The organism is Mesorhizobium sp. M1143 (assembly GCF_040318435.1).
GTDB lineage: Bacteria > Pseudomonadota > Alphaproteobacteria > Rhizobiales > Rhizobiaceae > Mesorhizobium.
The window spans coordinates 26,179-40,077 of record NZ_JAMYMJ010000017.1 but is presented as its reverse complement, the minus strand read 5'-3'; the positions used below and the strand labels follow the sequence as shown (position 1 = coordinate 40,077).

14 protein-coding genes are annotated in these 13,899 nt (G+C 63.6%); 3 read left to right on the top strand and 11 right to left on the bottom strand.

Translation table 11 applies throughout. The features are described from left to right. Positions 1-72: 72 nt before the first annotated feature. From NKH35_RS14450 to NKH35_RS14400, 11 genes are all read right to left on the bottom strand, one after another. Positions 73-1,167 (bottom strand): fatty acid desaturase family protein, encoded by a 1,095-nt coding sequence (locus NKH35_RS14450; protein WP_352915043.1) that lies wholly within the window; start codon positions 1,165-1,167, stop codon positions 73-75. 16 nt (positions 1,168-1,183) lie between these two features. Then, on the bottom strand, positions 1,184-2,098 hold the full coding sequence (locus NKH35_RS14445) for a sugar phosphate isomerase/epimerase family protein (protein ID WP_352915040.1): 915 nt from the start codon (positions 2,096-2,098) through the stop codon (positions 1,184-1,186). A gap of 55 nt (positions 2,099-2,153) precedes the next feature. Further along, positions 2,154-3,242: a Gfo/Idh/MocA family protein gene (locus NKH35_RS14440; protein ID WP_352915037.1), complete on the bottom strand. Its 1,089-nt coding sequence runs from the start codon at positions 3,240-3,242 to the stop codon at positions 2,154-2,156. 103 nt (positions 3,243-3,345) lie between these two features. Next, positions 3,346-4,413, bottom strand: a complete 1,068-nt coding sequence (locus NKH35_RS14435; protein ID WP_352915034.1) for an ABC transporter ATP-binding protein — start codon at positions 4,411-4,413, stop codon at positions 3,346-3,348. After that, positions 4,413-5,201, bottom strand: a complete 789-nt coding sequence (locus NKH35_RS14430) for an ABC transporter permease (RefSeq protein WP_352915092.1) — start codon at positions 5,199-5,201, stop codon at positions 4,413-4,415. The genes NKH35_RS14435 and NKH35_RS14430 overlap by 1 nt, the downstream gene beginning before the upstream one ends. Beyond that, complete coding sequence (locus NKH35_RS14425) at positions 5,201-6,070, bottom strand: ABC transporter permease (protein ID WP_352915032.1); 870 nt, start codon at positions 6,068-6,070, stop codon at positions 5,201-5,203. Before NKH35_RS14425 ends, NKH35_RS14430 begins: the two co-directional genes overlap by 1 nt. A 66-nt stretch (positions 6,071-6,136) precedes the next feature. Then, positions 6,137-7,192, bottom strand: coding sequence for an ABC transporter substrate-binding protein (locus NKH35_RS14420; protein WP_352915029.1), 1,056 nt, complete (start codon positions 7,190-7,192; stop codon positions 6,137-6,139). Between the two features lie 40 nt (positions 7,193-7,232). Next, positions 7,233-8,195 (bottom strand): PfkB family carbohydrate kinase, encoded by a 963-nt coding sequence (locus tag NKH35_RS14415; RefSeq protein WP_352915027.1) that lies wholly within the window; start codon positions 8,193-8,195, stop codon positions 7,233-7,235. Continuing rightward, entirely contained in the window at positions 8,192-9,226 is a 1,035-nt protein-coding gene (locus tag NKH35_RS14410; protein ID WP_352915025.1) for an ADP-ribosylglycohydrolase family protein, read from the bottom strand. The genes NKH35_RS14415 and NKH35_RS14410 overlap by 4 nt, the downstream gene beginning before the upstream one ends. Positions 9,227-9,229: 3 nt before the next feature. Next, positions 9,230-9,955, bottom strand: a complete 726-nt coding sequence (locus NKH35_RS14405; RefSeq protein ID WP_023804906.1) for a GntR family transcriptional regulator — start codon at positions 9,953-9,955, stop codon at positions 9,230-9,232. A 206-nt stretch (positions 9,956-10,161) separates the two neighbouring features. Beyond that, positions 10,162-10,932, bottom strand: coding sequence for an IclR family transcriptional regulator domain-containing protein (locus tag NKH35_RS14400; protein WP_023804905.1), 771 nt, complete (start codon positions 10,930-10,932; stop codon positions 10,162-10,164). Positions 10,933-11,048: 116 nt separating this feature from the next. Here NKH35_RS14400 and NKH35_RS14395 point away from each other — a divergent pair, with 116 nt between their 5' ends. The 3 genes from NKH35_RS14395 to pcaF are packed head-to-tail and all read left to right on the top strand — an operon-like array spanning position 11,049 to position 13,898. Further along, on the top strand, positions 11,049-11,906 hold the full coding sequence (locus NKH35_RS14395) for a CoA transferase subunit A (RefSeq protein WP_023804904.1): 858 nt from the start codon (positions 11,049-11,051) through the stop codon (positions 11,904-11,906). Next, a complete protein-coding gene (locus tag NKH35_RS14390) occupies positions 11,903-12,691 on the top strand; it encodes a CoA-transferase subunit beta (protein ID WP_023804903.1) in 789 nt (262 codons plus the stop codon). The genes NKH35_RS14395 and NKH35_RS14390 overlap by 4 nt, the downstream gene beginning before the upstream one ends. Position 12,692: 1 nt before the next feature. Beyond that, on the top strand, positions 12,693-13,898 hold the full coding sequence (gene pcaF / locus NKH35_RS14385) for a 3-oxoadipyl-CoA thiolase (protein WP_031201502.1): 1,206 nt from the start codon (positions 12,693-12,695) through the stop codon (positions 13,896-13,898). The last annotated feature ends 1 nt before the right edge of the window (position 13,899 follow it).

Genomic DNA, 13,899 nt, shown 5'->3' with positions numbered 1-13,899 from the left:
TTGGCTGGTTGCTTTTCCCGGTCACCTTACCGGCCCCGTAACAGGCCGGATAGAAGGCGGGTGGTTTATTCGCTACTCGGCCGCCGCCGACATATCGAGCTCGTGAAATTCACCGCGATAGGGCCGCGCCGTCGGCGGCAATTCGCGCTTGAGGAAATAATCCTCGTACCGCAGCTGCTTCAGCAGCACCGGCCAGACCTCGCGATAGGCATGCCATATGGACGGGTTCGCCGCCGGCAGGTCGTGCTTGATCAGCTCGTGCAGCCTCGGCAGCGCATGGTAGGGCACCATCGGAAACATGTGATGCTCGACGTGGTAATTCATGTTCCAGTAGATGAAGCGGCTGACCGGGTTCATGTAGACGGTGCGCGTGTTCAGCCGGTGGTCGACGACATTGTCAGCCAACCCGATATGCTGGAGCAGGCCGGTCAGAACCATGTGCCAGCTGCCATAAAGACGCGGCAGGCCGATCAGCACCAGCGGCAGCCATGAACCCAGCGCGATCGCGAGGGCGATCGTCGCAACGTACACGGCGGCATGCCAGCGCGCCGCCGTGATGGCCTTGCCCTGTTCGGTCTCAGGAATGTAGCTCTTTTCGTCGTCCGACAGCTTGCCCAACGCCTGGCGCGCCAGGATCGGCAGCGAATAACGGAAATCGAGAATGCCGGTGAAGGCAAGCGCCGCCTTGACCAGATTTGGCGGCCGCATTACCGCGATCTCGGCGTCACGGCCGACGATGATCGTGTCGGTGTGATGCCGCGCATGACTCCAGCGCCATTGCACCGGATTGCGCACCACCATGAAGCTGGCGATTTCGTAGATCGCATCGTTCATCCAGCGTGTGCGGAAGGCGGTGCCATGGCCGCATTCATGCCAGCGCGAGTCGCTCGACGATCCATACAGCACGCCATAGACGAGCAGGAACGGCACCACCCACCACGTGCCCCAGAACCAGACGATGCCGGCGGCCGAGCCCAGGATCGCAGCGATCCAGATGATGGTATCGCGGATCGCCGGCCCATCGGAGCGCTGCATCAGTTCCTTCATTGCCTTGCGCGGCACGTCGGTGTGATACCACTCGGCCGAGGCCAGCCCGGTCTCGATCGCCCGGCGGGTGCTTTCGCCGACCAGGCTGTAATCGCGCTTTGTCTTGGCCGCCGTCGCCATCACCGTCTCGCCTACCTCAAAGCCCGTTGGCGCGGAACTTCCCGTCGAGAAATGTTTTCGCCCGCGGCACGTCGTCCTCGGTCAGATGCTCGATGATGACGGGGATGTTCGGGTGCTTCTCACTGAGCCGCTGCAGATAGAGATCGTAATTCAGCGATCCCAGCCCGGGCGCCGGCAACTCGATCTCGCCGACGCCGCGGAAGGTCAGCCCCTCATGCGCATCCGCATCGCCGATATCGGCATGCTTTTCCGTCTTGTCGCTGCCGGAGCGTTTCACATCTTTGGCATGGGCGATCCGGATCTTGTCGGCAAGCGTGTCGAACACCTGGTTCAGCACCTGGTCCATGCGGTCGATATTGTGCGCCTCGAAATAATTGGTCGGATCCATCAGCAGGCCGAGGCCGGGATGGTCGACCTGCGCGAACATTTTGACCGTCTCCTCGACCGAGCCGACAACATTGTTGACATAGGTTTCGAGCAGGAACACCGCTCCATGGTCATAGGCTGTCTGGGCAAGGTCCGAGATCACCTTGCGGCATTCCTCGAACCCTTCCTCGGTCTTGTTCCTGGGATGATGCACCCAGTCGGATTCGGTGTTGTAGGTGCCGGTCTCCGAGATCACGTAGGGCGAGCCGAAGTCGCGCGCATTGCGGATGATCTCCTTGAGATAGCCGACACGCTTGTTGCGCTCGGACTTGTCGGGATGGATGATGTTGGTGTAGCCCGAGATGCAGCAGACCGGCAGATTGTGGTCGCGGAACGTGTCGCGCACTTTCCTGGCCTTGTCCCCGGTGATCTGCCCGGCCGAGAGATCGACATCCTTGAAATGCATGTCGAGCTGCACCGTGTTGAAACCGAGCCCGCGAATGCGGCGGGCGGCCTCGGCGAGCTCATAGGGGAAATAGCCGGTGAAGATACCTGCCTGCATCATGATGTGAACTCCTCCCGGTAAGCGATTCAGCCGCCACACTATTCGGCGGGCATGTTCAGTCGATCGATATCTCGGACAGTTTGACGGTGCGGCCTTGCGCCATCGAGCGATAGCCGGCCTCGACCAGTGCCATTGTCTTGACGTTGTCGGCCACCGACAATGCCGACGGCGCACCGGTCTTCACCGCGTGCTGCAATTGCTCCATGACGCCGATGAAGGCGTGCGGGAACCACATCGTGTCCCAGCTCGGGCTCACCCATTTGCCGCCGGTCGTCTCGGTCGACGCATAGGTCAGCGTCGAGGCAGCGCCTTTCGGCCAGCCGATGGTGCCCTTCGCGACACCCTTGGTGCCGTCGACGCGCCAGTTGATGTGCTGGTCGTCCTCATAGCCTTCCTGGCGCGGTCCGGACCAGACATCCTCCAGCGACACGGCGAGCACGCCGGAGGGAAAGCGCAGCGTCGAGACGGTGATGCCGTCTGAATGGTCGAATGTCGTGCGCGGATCCTTGCGCGTCAGCGTGGTGATTTCCGAGGGATCGCCGAACAGGAAGCGCAGCACGTCCAGATGATGCACGCTCATATTGGCGAGCGTCAGCCGGTCGTAGTCCTGAAGGAAAGTCTGCCAGTGCGGGATCGCATGCATGTCGATCTGCGCAAAGACGATGTCGCCCAGCGCGCCGCTGTCGATGATCTGCTTCAAGACGCGAATCGACTGGTCGTAGCGCATGTTCTGGTTGACCGAGAGGATCTTGCCTGACTTGGCTGCCTCGTCGCGCAGCTTCACGGCTTCATCGACCGACAGCGCCAGTGGCTTCTGCGCCAGGATCGCCTTGATGTGAGGCTGCTTCAGCGCATGGCGGATCAGCGCCGGCTGCTGGTCGGGCGGAAAGGCAAGGTCGACGATCTCGACCTCAGAATCCTCGATCAGCTGTTCCGGTGTGTCGTGGACGGTCGCAATGCTCCAGCGCTTCGCCACCTTCTCGGCGCTGGCCTTGGTGCGCGAGGCGATGGCGACGACTGGGAAACCGGCCTGCGCATAGGCGGCAAGATGGCATTCGGCCATGATCATGCCGGCGCCGATGCAACCGATCCGGTATTCGCTGGTGCGAACCCTCACATCCGGCTCGAAACCATGGCCTGCCATCCATTCCTCCCTTGGACGACAGGATATAACGCCATGGCCGGCCCATCAGCCAAGGTCCGCTCCATCAATTCCCATCAGAACCATGCCGGGGTGACGGTGCGAACTAGTTTGCGGCAATCAGCACAGTGCTTTCCGGCGACCAGCTGAGCATTACATCCTGGCCCTCGGCCAGCCGGTCATTGCCGGTATTCTGGACGATGACCTTCAGCGTCTGGCCGGCGCGCTCGACGAAATAGGTGCTGTTGTTGCCGGCGAAGATGCGCTTGGAGATCTGGCCCTTCAGAGCGTTGGCATTGGCCGCATCCGCAACCCCGGCATCGGTCGCGATGCGAATGCGTTCGGGACGCACGGCGCAGCTGGCCTTCGTACCGGCGGCAAGCCGATCACCCACCCCGGCGGCGATCGCCATGCCGTCAGGCAGGCGGATGCCGTCGCCGGTCGCATCGCCACGAAAAATGTTTGCGTCGCCAAGGAAGGTGGCGGCGAACTCGCTCTTCGGTCGGTCATAGATCTCCTCCGGCGGCCCCTCCTGCACGAGCCTGCCATCGCGCAGGATGCCGATGCGGTCGCTCATCGTCAGCGCCTCTTCCTGGTCGTGGGTGACGAAGATGGCGGTGATGCCGATCTCGCGCTGGATGCGCTTCAGCTCGATCTGCATGTCGACGCGCAGCGCCTTGTCGAGCGCGCCGAGCGGCTCGTCGAGCAACAGCACGCGCGGCTTGGTGACGATGGCGCGCGCCAGCGCCACACGCTGGCGTTGGCCGCCGGAGAGCTGGTGCGGCCGGCGCTCGCCGAGCTTGCCGAGCTGAACCAGATCGAGCGCGCGCTGCACTTCGGTGGCGATCGTCGCTTTCGTTTCGCCGCGCACCGACAGGCCGAAGGCGACATTATCGGCGACGCTCATATTGGGAAACAGCGCATAGTTCTGGAACACCATGCCGATGCGTCGCTTTTCGACCGGCACGCGTTCCACACTCTCACCGCCAATGGTGATGCGGCCAGTATCGGGAAAGTCGAAGCCGGCGATCTGGCGCAGCAGCGTGGTCTTGCCGCTGCCCGAGGGGCCAAGCAGCCCATAGAAACCGCCATCGGCGAAATCGATGGAGACGTCGTCCAGCGCCTTGTGCGCGCCAAAACTGCGGGAGACGTTCGATACCTGCACGCCGGCCATTATTTCTCTCCGCCGAATTTGAAGAAGCGCGCCGTGATCAGCATCAGCGCCATCGACACGACGATGATGATGGTCGAGACCGCGTTGATCTCGGGCGTGAACCCCTTGCGGATCGCGGCGTAGATTTCGACCGGCAGCGTCGTCTGGCCCGGCGTCGCCAGGAAGTAGGAGACGACGAACTGGTCGAACGACACGGCAAATGCGAACAAGCCGCCGGCAATGACGCCGGGCATGATCCACGGCAGCGTCACACGCCTCGTCACTTGCCACTGGTTGGCGCCGAGCGAGCGCGCCGCCTCTTCCAGCTCCGGTGCAAAAGTCTGCAGCCGGGCCGAGACGACGACGATGACATAGGGCAGCGCCAGCGCCACATGGCCGAGCAGGATGGCGAACAGGCCGCGGCCAATGCCGACGCCGAAGAAGAAGATCAGCATCGCCGTGCCGGTGATCAGCCACGGAATGGCGATTGGCGGAAACAGCAGCGCCTGCAGCACTTTCTTGCCGCGGAAATCATAGCGGAACAGCGCTAGCGAAGCGGCCGAGCCAAGCACCACTGAGATGAGCGTGGTAATGACCGCGATCTCGAGGCTGTTCCAGGTGGCCGCGATCAGCTGGTCGTTCTGCCAGAGCGAGGCATACCATTCCGTCGTCCATTCGAACGGCAATTGGTAGAAGGGCGAGACGTTGAACGACATCAGCGCCATGATGATGATCGGCAGATAGAGGAAGGCGAGCAGCAGGAAGATGTAAAACCGGCCCAGCCCTTGGAGGATGCGGGTGGTCTTCATCACGCGGCCCTCTTCAGCACCGGCGAGGCAACTGCGAGGATGACCAGCACGACGGCGAGCAGGATGAACGACAATGCCGCACCAAGCGGCCAGTTGAACACGGCGACGAACTGGTCTTCGATCACCGTGCCGTAGAAGGTGCCGGTGCGACCGCCGAGAATGCGCGGCTCCATGAACGAGCCGACGACCGGCACGAAGATCAGTGCCGCACCTGCCACCAGGCCGGGCATAGACAGCGGGATGATCACCCGCTTCAGCACCTGCAGCCGCGAGGCGCCGAGCGAGCGCCCGGCCTCGATCAGCGAGTCGTCGATTGCCTGCAGCGTGAGATAGCAGGTCAGCACCATATAGGGCACGTAGGAGTGCACCAGGCCGATGATGATTGCGGGATAGGAATACATCAGGTCGATGTTGATCTTGAACGGCAGCACGGCGTTGAGCGCCGTGTCGAGGATGCCGCCCTCGCGCAGCACCATCGCCCAGGAGAAGATGCGCACCAGCCCGTTCGACCAGAACGGCAGGATGACCAGCAGGAAGATCGCCTCGCGGCTGCGCCCCTTCAGCACCTTGGCCAGCACATAGGCGGCGGGGTAGCCGATGACGACGCACCACAAAGTCACTTCGAGGCCGAGCCGCAGCGAAGCGAGCAGCAGCGTCAGGTACAGGCTCTGCGAGAAGAAGGCGGCGTAATTGCCAAGGGTGACCGCCCACGGCTTTCCCGACAGCGGCAGGTCGGTCATGAAGGAGAAGAATACCATGGCCGAGAGCGGCAGGAAGATCGCCACCGTCAGCCAGAGATAGGCCGGCGCCAGCAGCGGCAGGGCCGATCTCAGCCCGCTGCGCGACGCGACCGCACCCTGTACTGCCATGATACCCTCCTCCCCAGGATTGAAGGGCCAGCCGGCGCCAACCGCCGGCTGGTCCGGACGTGAGCGTTACTTCACGTCGACTTTGAGCTGCTGCCACAGCGCCAGATAGGCCTCGCGCTGCGCGTCGGTGATCGGCGCCTGGAACTGGATGCGCTTGGCCACCTCGGGATCGCCCATCACCTTGCGGTTGAAGGAGTCTTCAGGCAGCGCCTCCACCGCCTTGGTGTTGGCCGACACCGGAGCGCCGACCTTGGTGACCCATTCGACATAGAATTTCGGATCGATCATCCAGTTGATGAAGGCCTGCGCACCTTCGACATTCTTCGAGCCCACCGGGATCGAGAACGCGTCGAGCCAGGCGACGGCGCCTTCCTGCGGAACGACCAGCGAGACCGGCAGCTTGAAGTGGGTCTTGGCGCGATCGGCCGAGCCGCTCCAATAGGTGCCGATGTCGATCTGGTTGGAGGCGACCATCTGGTTCCAGTCGTTCTCCGAGCTCCAGAAGGTCTTGATCTGCGGCATCAGCGAGGTCAGCTTGGTCTTGACCGCGTCCATATCCTTGATGTCGTTGATGTTCTGGCCGGTGGCGATGGCGCCGAACTGCACCGCTTCGACAGCGTCGTCGCGAATGACGACCCGGCCCTTATGCGCTGGGTCCCACATTTCGGCGATCGAGGTCGGTGGCTTGTCGAAGGCCTTTTCGTTGATAGCCAGCGCCGTCAGGCCCCACACCCACGGCACGCCATAGACCTTGCCGTCATGGTCGAGCATCGGCGATTGCGCCTTGTCCTTGCTGATGTCGGCATAATTCGGCAGCTTGGAGGTATCGATCGGCTGGATCAGCTTTTCCGCCATCGCCTGATCGTTGAAGGCGGCGTTGATCATGACCACGTCATAGAGGCCCGGATTGGTGCGGATCTTGGTCAGCATTTCCTGTTCGGAATTGAAGAAGTCGTTCACGACCTTGTTGCCGGTCGCCTTTTCGAAGGCTTCGATCGCCCACGGCTCGTCGGCGCCGTAGCCCTTCCAATTGAGCACATGCACTTCGGCGGCACTGGCGGCCAGCACAGAGGCAATGACGGAGGTTGCAGTCAGGAAAGCAGTCAGTCTGGTCATACGCATGTTCGTTCCTCTCATTGTTTGCCCGCTTGGCGGGGCATGTTTAGGCCTGTTGCTTCCGGCCATGCTCGTGATCATCGGCATGGCTCAGGAATATCTGAATCTCCGTGTCCGTTGGCGCCGATGAACCGCCATGGCGGGTGACGGAAAGTGCTGCCGCCGCATTGGCATAGCGCGCCGCCTCGAAGGGGTGCACGCCGCGCGAGAGTGCACTGACGAAACCGCCGATATGGGTGTCGCCGGCGCCATTGGTGTTGATGGCATCGACCTTGAAGCCGGCAATGGTCTGCGTCTCGCCATTGACCAACCTCACGAAACAGCCCTTGGCGCCGGCGCGGATAACGACGCCTTCGGCCTTTGGGCAGTGGTCGGCGAGCAGCAGGGCGGCGAGTGCCTCGACATCGCCTTGCCCAGCGATCTCGACCGCTTCCGTCATGTTGCAGCTCAGCCATGTCGTACGGGCAAGCACCCGCGACAGGATGGGACGTGGGATATCCGCGATGACCGGCGTTGGATCGAAAACGAAGGGAATGTTTTCTGGCAGCGCCTCGATCCAGTCGGTCAGCGCGTCGCGGCTGCCGGGATAGCTCAGCGTATACCCTGACGTGAATACCCAATCATCAGGCGCGACCACCACGGGCCTCATCATCTCGAGGCTGAGAATGCTCTCCGCACCGGGCCACGACACGAAGGTGCGCTCGGCATCCCCGGAGATCATGGCGACGCAATTGCCGCTGTCCATGACCGGCGATGGCGACGTCAGCGTTGTGATGCCTTCGGCCGCAAATGCGGCGCGCAAAAAATCGCCATTCGGTCCGCTGCCGAGCTGGCCGCCGAACACCACCGTCATGCCGGTGCGGCTGGCCGCCACCATCATGTTGAAGCCGCCGCCGGCGACCTGCGCAAAGCTCGACGCGGTCTTCTCGCAGCCCGGGGCCGGCAAGGCGTCGATGCGGTAGACATAGTCGACGACGGCGCTGCCGATATGGACCAGACGCCCACTCATGCCGCGGCATCCTTGCTGGCCTTTGCCGTGCGCGCCGCGAGGAGGTCTTCGGCAAGCGAGCGCACCTCCGCCATATCTATGCCGACGAGCCTGGCGATGTGTTGTTGCGGCAGTTGCGAAAAGCCGACGCAGGCGCCGGCCATGCTTGAGGCAATCGCGCCGATCGTGTCGGTGTCGCCGCCGAGATTGGCGCTGATGATTGCCGCTTGCCAGGGATCGCCCTGCGCGACTTCAAGCACGGCGAAAGCTGCCGGCACGGACTCCTGGCTGGCCACACCGGTGCCGACGAGATCGGTGATGAGCCCGATCGCATCCCGCGTGGTCTTGCCGCGCACGAGCTCCTGCGCCCAGGCGATACGCGCGGCGATATCGCCACCAGTCACCCAATGTCCGAGCCTGGCGCCTCGCCGCGCGGCTGCTACCGCGCTGTCGGAAGCGGCACGCCAGTCGCCGCCGGCGACGCCACGGCTGACGGCGGCGGCGACGGCGGCAGCCGTGGCAATGGCGATCGAGGTGTTGTGCGTCGCGCGGCAGGTCTCCGCCACCTTGGCGATAAAAGCGTCGAGCGGTTCCAGCGGCATCATGATGCCGACCGGCGCGATGCGCATGGCCGCGCCATTGGTGTCGCCCCGGCTTCCCGCCTCTTCCGCCGGCACGCCGTCATTGATGGCGTCGATGGCGCGCTTGGTCGATGGTCCCAGCAGGTCATAGCTGCCGCGCGCCTTGACCTCGCGCTCCCAATCGAGCAGTGCGTTCACCCAGCGCGCATGATCGAAGCGGTCGCCGGACTCGACGAGAATGCGACCAAGCAGCAGCGTCTGTTCGGTATCGTCGGTGATGGTGCCGGCAACGAGCCCCTTCGACACCGGATGATCGGCAAACGGCGCCACGAAATCCTCGACATGGCCGTATAGCTCGGCGATCCGCGCCGGCGACAGAAGCTGCGTCGGCATGCCCAGCGCATCACCGAGCGCCCCACCGACAAGCGCGCCCATGGCGCGATCGAGCGTGTCGTTGGTTCTGTCCGGCATCGCTCAAAACCTCATATGCAGCGCGAAATGCGCCGGGTTGAGCAGGCTGGTTACATATTCGATCGGCCGGTCGTCAGCCGCACGCGTCAGCCGGCGTCCGCGCAGGAACGGCGTGCCTTGCGGGCAGCCGAGAATGGCGGCGTCTTCGGGGTTGAGCATCTCGATGCCCACCCATTCCTCGCCATGGTCTGGGATGAGGCCGGCGGCGCGCAGCGTCTGGTGCAGCGAGCCTTCGCGCAGGCCACGCAGCGGCACGTCCTCCAGTTCGGGCGACAGCGGCAGGCGGCTGCGTTCGATGGAGATCGCATGGCCGTCGCTGGCATTGGTGCGCACCCGGTCGACGGCGATGAAGAACGGGCTTTCGATGCCAAGCAGCGCGGCAAGATCGGCATCCTCGATCACTTCAAGCCGCAGCGTCCGGGTCTCGGCATTGGCGCCGGCATTGGCAAGCGCCCGCGACCAGCCAATGCTGTCATCGACCGGCTTGCCGTCGAAAGTGACGAAGGAGCCGATACCGACCTTGGTGGTGATCAGCCCACGGCTGGACAGCTCCTCGAGGCCCTTGCGGACCGTGTTGCGGCTGACGGAAAAGCGCTGGACGAGTTCGTTCTCGCTTTGCAGGCGGTCGCCGAAGCCAAGCACGCCGGAGCGGATCTCATGTTCGAGAACGGTGGCGATCTGCTCGGGCTTGCCCGTGCCGGGAGAAAGTTGAACCGCGCGCCGCTTCATATGGGTACCTGTTCAGTAAACCTGTATAGTCCTGTTCGATATTGGAGTTGAAGGGCGACGTCAACGATATATTTGGATTCACGCATATGCGTTGTGCTCAGGTGCCCCGGGCATCGTTTGTTCGCATGGCGACGCTAACCGCGCAGGGCGTCCCGTCTCCGAGACAGAGCGGGGGCAGCGCTTCCCTCAGGCGATTAGCCTTGCGCTCACACGAAGAAAAATTCCTCAATCCGTTGCTTGGCCGTTCGCAGCGCTGGCAGGATATCCCGCTCCATCGCCTCGACGGAGAACCGCGCCGACTGCGTCGAGACGTTGATCGCCGCCACGGTCTTGCCGGCGCGGTCATAGATCGGCACCGCTATCGAGCGCAGGCCAAGTTCCAGCTCTTCATCGACGACGGCAAAGCCATCCGCCCTCGCCGCGTCGATGGCCTTGGCCAGCGCGGCGCGGCTGGTGATCGTCTTCGGCGTGCGCCGTTCGATCCTCGCCTCTGCAAGCAAGGCCCTCAGCTCATCCGCGCCCAGCCCCGCAAGCAGGACGCGCCCCATCGAGGTGCAATGCGCCGGCAGCCTGGTGCCGACATCGAGCGAAACGCTGAGGATGCGGCGGCCAGGAATGCGCGCGACATAGACGACTTCCTCGCCCGACAGCACCGCCGCGTTACAGGCCTCGTCGAATTGGCCCGCGACGTCGCGCATGATGGATGCCGCGAATGTCCACAGCGAGGCGCCGCCGAGCCAAGAGCGCACGATGGTGAGCAGGCGCGGCGACAGCGAAAACTGCCGGCCGGATTGCGTGGCATAGCCGGTCGCGGTTAGCGTCAGCAGGAAGCGACGCGCGCCGGCGCGGGTCAGCCCCGCCTCCTCCGCCATTTCGGTCAGCGTCATCCCGGCCGGATGCCGGGCCAGTATCTCCATGACTGCGAGGCCGCGCTCCAGCGAGCCGACATGGTCGCGCGTCGTTGCCTCGTCCTCCATGCGGCCTCCGCAAGACAATGCGCCGCCTTGACTCGTCTCGGCGGCGCGATGTAAAAATATCTCATACAAAACAAATGTTCGCAATACGAACTTTTTGAACTTCGGAGTTCTTGGCGATGGTCAAATTCCTGCCCCTCAAACAGGCCGTGGCGGAGAACCTGCACGATGGCGACACGGTCGCCTTCGAAGGCTTCACGCATCTGATCCCGACGGCGGCGGCGCATGAGGCCATCCGCCAGGGCTTTCGCGACCTGACGCTCATCCGCATGACCCCCGACCTGGTCTACGACCAGATGATCGGCATGGGCATGGCCAAGAAGATCATCTTCTCCTATGTCGGCAATCCCGGCGTCGGCCTGCTGCGCCGCGCCCGCGACGCCATCGAGAACGGCTTCCCCCGGTCGATCGAGATCGAGGAGCACAGCCATGCCGGCATGGCCAACGCCTACGAGGCGGGAGCTGCCGGCCTGCCTTGCGCAGTGTTCCGCGGCTATCGCGGCGCCGGGCTGGCGGCAGTCAATCCCAACATCCGCTCGGTCACCTGCCCGTTCACCGGCGAGGTGCTTGCCGCCGTTCCTTCCATCCGCCCGGACGTGACCTTCATCCACGCTCAGAAGGCCGACAAAAAAGGCAATGTTCTGGTCGAAGGCATTATCGGCATCCAGAAGGAAGCGGTGCTCGCGGCCAAGCGCGCCGTGGTGACGGTAGAGGAAGTCGTCGACAATTTCGACGACCTGCATCCCAACCTCACCGTGCTGCCGCGCTGGACCATCGCTGCGATCTCGGTGGTATCAGGCGGTTCGCATCCCTCCTACGCGCACGGCTACTATGCCAGGGACAACGCCGCCTATCTCGAATGGGACGACATCGCCGCCGACCGTGAAAAATTCCAGACCTGGATGCAGGCCAATGTCCTCGATCGCACGGCGGACGATTTCGCCGGCCGCGTAAAGCATCTGAGGAGCGCGGGATGAGCGGCTTTACTCCCAATGAGATGATGACGATTGCCGCCAGCCGAGCCCTGAAAAACGACGATGTCTGCTTCGTCGGCATTGGCGCGCCGTCAGCCGCCTGCAACGTCGCGCGACTGACGCATGCGCCCGACATCACGCTGATCTATGAAAGCGGCACCATCGGCACCGCGCCCGATGTTTTGCCGCTGTCGATCGGTGACGGCGAACTTTGCGACACCGCCGTCACGACCGTCTCGGTGCCGGAGATGTTTCGTTACTGGCTGCAGGGCGGCCGCATTTCGATCGGTTTCCTCGGTGCCGCCCAGCTCGACAAGTTCGGCAACATCAACACCACCATCATCGGCGACTATGCGCATCCCAAGACCCGCCTGCCCGGCGGCGGCGGCGCGCCGGAGATCGCCACCTCGTCGAAGGAGATCTACATCACCATGGCGCAGTCCAAGCGCGGCATGGTCGAGAAGATCGACTTCTTCACCTCCTTCGGCCATGGCGATGGCGGCGACCATCGCCAGCGCCTCGGCATCGAGACATCAGGGCCGACGCTGCTGATCACCGACCTTGCCATCTGGAAGCCAGATCCGGTGAGCAAGGAATTCACCGTGGTGTCGTTGCATCCCGGCGCAACGCGGCAGCAGGTGCAGGACAGCTGTGGCTGGATCGTAAAGTTCGCCGAGGCGCTTGACGAAACGCCGGCGCCGACGGAACTCGAGCTGACGACATTGCGCGACCTGCAGGCCCACACCAAGGCGGCGCATGAGGGAAGCGGTAAAGAAAAGGCCGCATGACATGACCGAGGCATTCATCTGCGATTACATCCGCACCCCGATCGGCCGATTCGGCGGCTCGCTGTCGTCGGTGCGGGCCGACGATCTTGGCGCCATCCCGCTGAAGGCGCTGGTCGAGCGCAATGCCGGCATCGACTGGCAGGCTGTCGACGACGTCGTCTATGGCTGCGCCAATCAGGCCGGCGAGGACAACCGCAATGTAGCCCGTATGTCGCTGCTCCTGGCCGGACTGCCGAAGGAAATTTCAGGCTCGACCGTCAATCGCCTCTGCGGTTCCGGCATGGATGCGCTCACCATTGCCGCCCGCGCCATCAAGGCGGGCGAAGCCGAGTTGATGATCGCCGGCGGCGTCGAATCGATGAGCCGCGCCCCCTTCGTCATGCCCAAGGCCGAGACAGCCTTTTCGCGCCACGCCGAGATCCACGACACCACCATCGGCTGGCGTTTCATCAACCCGCTGATGAAGAAACAGTATGGCGTCGATTCCATGCCGGAGACCGGCGAGAACGTCGCCGAGGATTTTTCAGTGTCGCGCGCCGACCAGGACGCCTTTGCCGTGCGCAGCCAGGACAAGGCCGTCGCGGCACAGGCCAATGGCCGGCTGGCGAAGGAGATTACCCCGGTGACGATCCCACAGAAAAAGGGCGATGCGATTATCGTATCGAAGGATGAGCATCCCCGCGCCGGCACCACGGTCGAGTCGCTAGCCAAATTGCCGACGCCGTTCCGCCAGGGCGGCACCGTCACCGCCGGCAACGCGTCCGGCGTCAATGACGGCGCGGCAGCGCTGATCATCGCCTCCGAAGCGGCTGTGAAAAAATACGGCCTGACGCCGATCGCCCGCGTCCTCGGCGGCGCTGCTGCCGGCGTGGCGCCACGCATCATGGGCATCGGCCCTGCCCCGGCGACACAAAAGCTCTGCGCCCGCCTCGGCCTGACACCGCAGCAATTCGATGTCATCGAGCTCAACGAAGCTTTCGCCTCCCAAGGCATCGCCGTGCTCCGCCAACTCGGCATCTCCGAGGACGCGGAGCACGTTAATCCGAATGGGGGCGCCATCGCGCTTGGTCATCCCTTGGGCATGTCGGGCGCGCGTATCACTGGCACCGCGGCACTGGAACTGCGCGAGCGCGGCGCCCGCTATGCGCTCGCCACCATGTGCATCGGCGTCGGCCAGGGCATCGCAGTGGCGCTCGAACGGGTTTGAG

Bases quoted from the DNA above. Each gene is read 5' to 3' on its own strand.
- NKH35_RS14450 (WP_352915043.1), bottom strand. From the start codon at position 1,167: ATGGCGACGGCGGCCAAGACAAAGCGCGATTACAGCCTGGTCGGCGAA.
- NKH35_RS14445 (WP_352915040.1), bottom strand. From the start codon at position 2,098: ATGATGCAGGCAGGTATCTTCACCGGCTATTTCCCCTATGAGCTCGCC.
- NKH35_RS14440 (WP_352915037.1), bottom strand. From the start codon at position 3,242: ATGGCAGGCCATGGTTTCGAGCCGGATGTGAGGGTTCGCACCAGCGAA.
- NKH35_RS14435 (WP_352915034.1), bottom strand. From the start codon at position 4,413: ATGGCCGGCGTGCAGGTATCGAACGTCTCCCGCAGTTTTGGCGCGCAC.
- NKH35_RS14430 (WP_352915092.1), bottom strand. From the start codon at position 5,201: ATGAAGACCACCCGCATCCTCCAAGGGCTGGGCCGGTTTTACATCTTC.
- NKH35_RS14425 (WP_352915032.1), bottom strand. From the start codon at position 6,070: ATGGCAGTACAGGGTGCGGTCGCGTCGCGCAGCGGGCTGAGATCGGCC.
- NKH35_RS14420 (WP_352915029.1), bottom strand. From the start codon at position 7,192: ATGCGTATGACCAGACTGACTGCTTTCCTGACTGCAACCTCCGTCATT.
- NKH35_RS14415 (WP_352915027.1), bottom strand. From the start codon at position 8,195: ATGAGTGGGCGTCTGGTCCATATCGGCAGCGCCGTCGTCGACTATGTC.
- NKH35_RS14410 (WP_352915025.1), bottom strand. From the start codon at position 9,226: ATGCCGGACAGAACCAACGACACGCTCGATCGCGCCATGGGCGCGCTT.
- NKH35_RS14405 (WP_023804906.1), bottom strand. From the start codon at position 9,955: ATGAAGCGGCGCGCGGTTCAACTTTCTCCCGGCACGGGCAAGCCCGAG.
- NKH35_RS14400 (WP_023804905.1), bottom strand. From the start codon at position 10,932: ATGGAGGACGAGGCAACGACGCGCGACCATGTCGGCTCGCTGGAGCGC.
- NKH35_RS14395 (WP_023804904.1), top strand. From the start codon at position 11,049: ATGGTCAAATTCCTGCCCCTCAAACAGGCCGTGGCGGAGAACCTGCAC.
- NKH35_RS14390 (WP_023804903.1), top strand. From the start codon at position 11,903: ATGAGCGGCTTTACTCCCAATGAGATGATGACGATTGCCGCCAGCCGA.
- pcaF (WP_031201502.1), top strand. From the start codon at position 12,693: ATGACCGAGGCATTCATCTGCGATTACATCCGCACCCCGATCGGCCGA.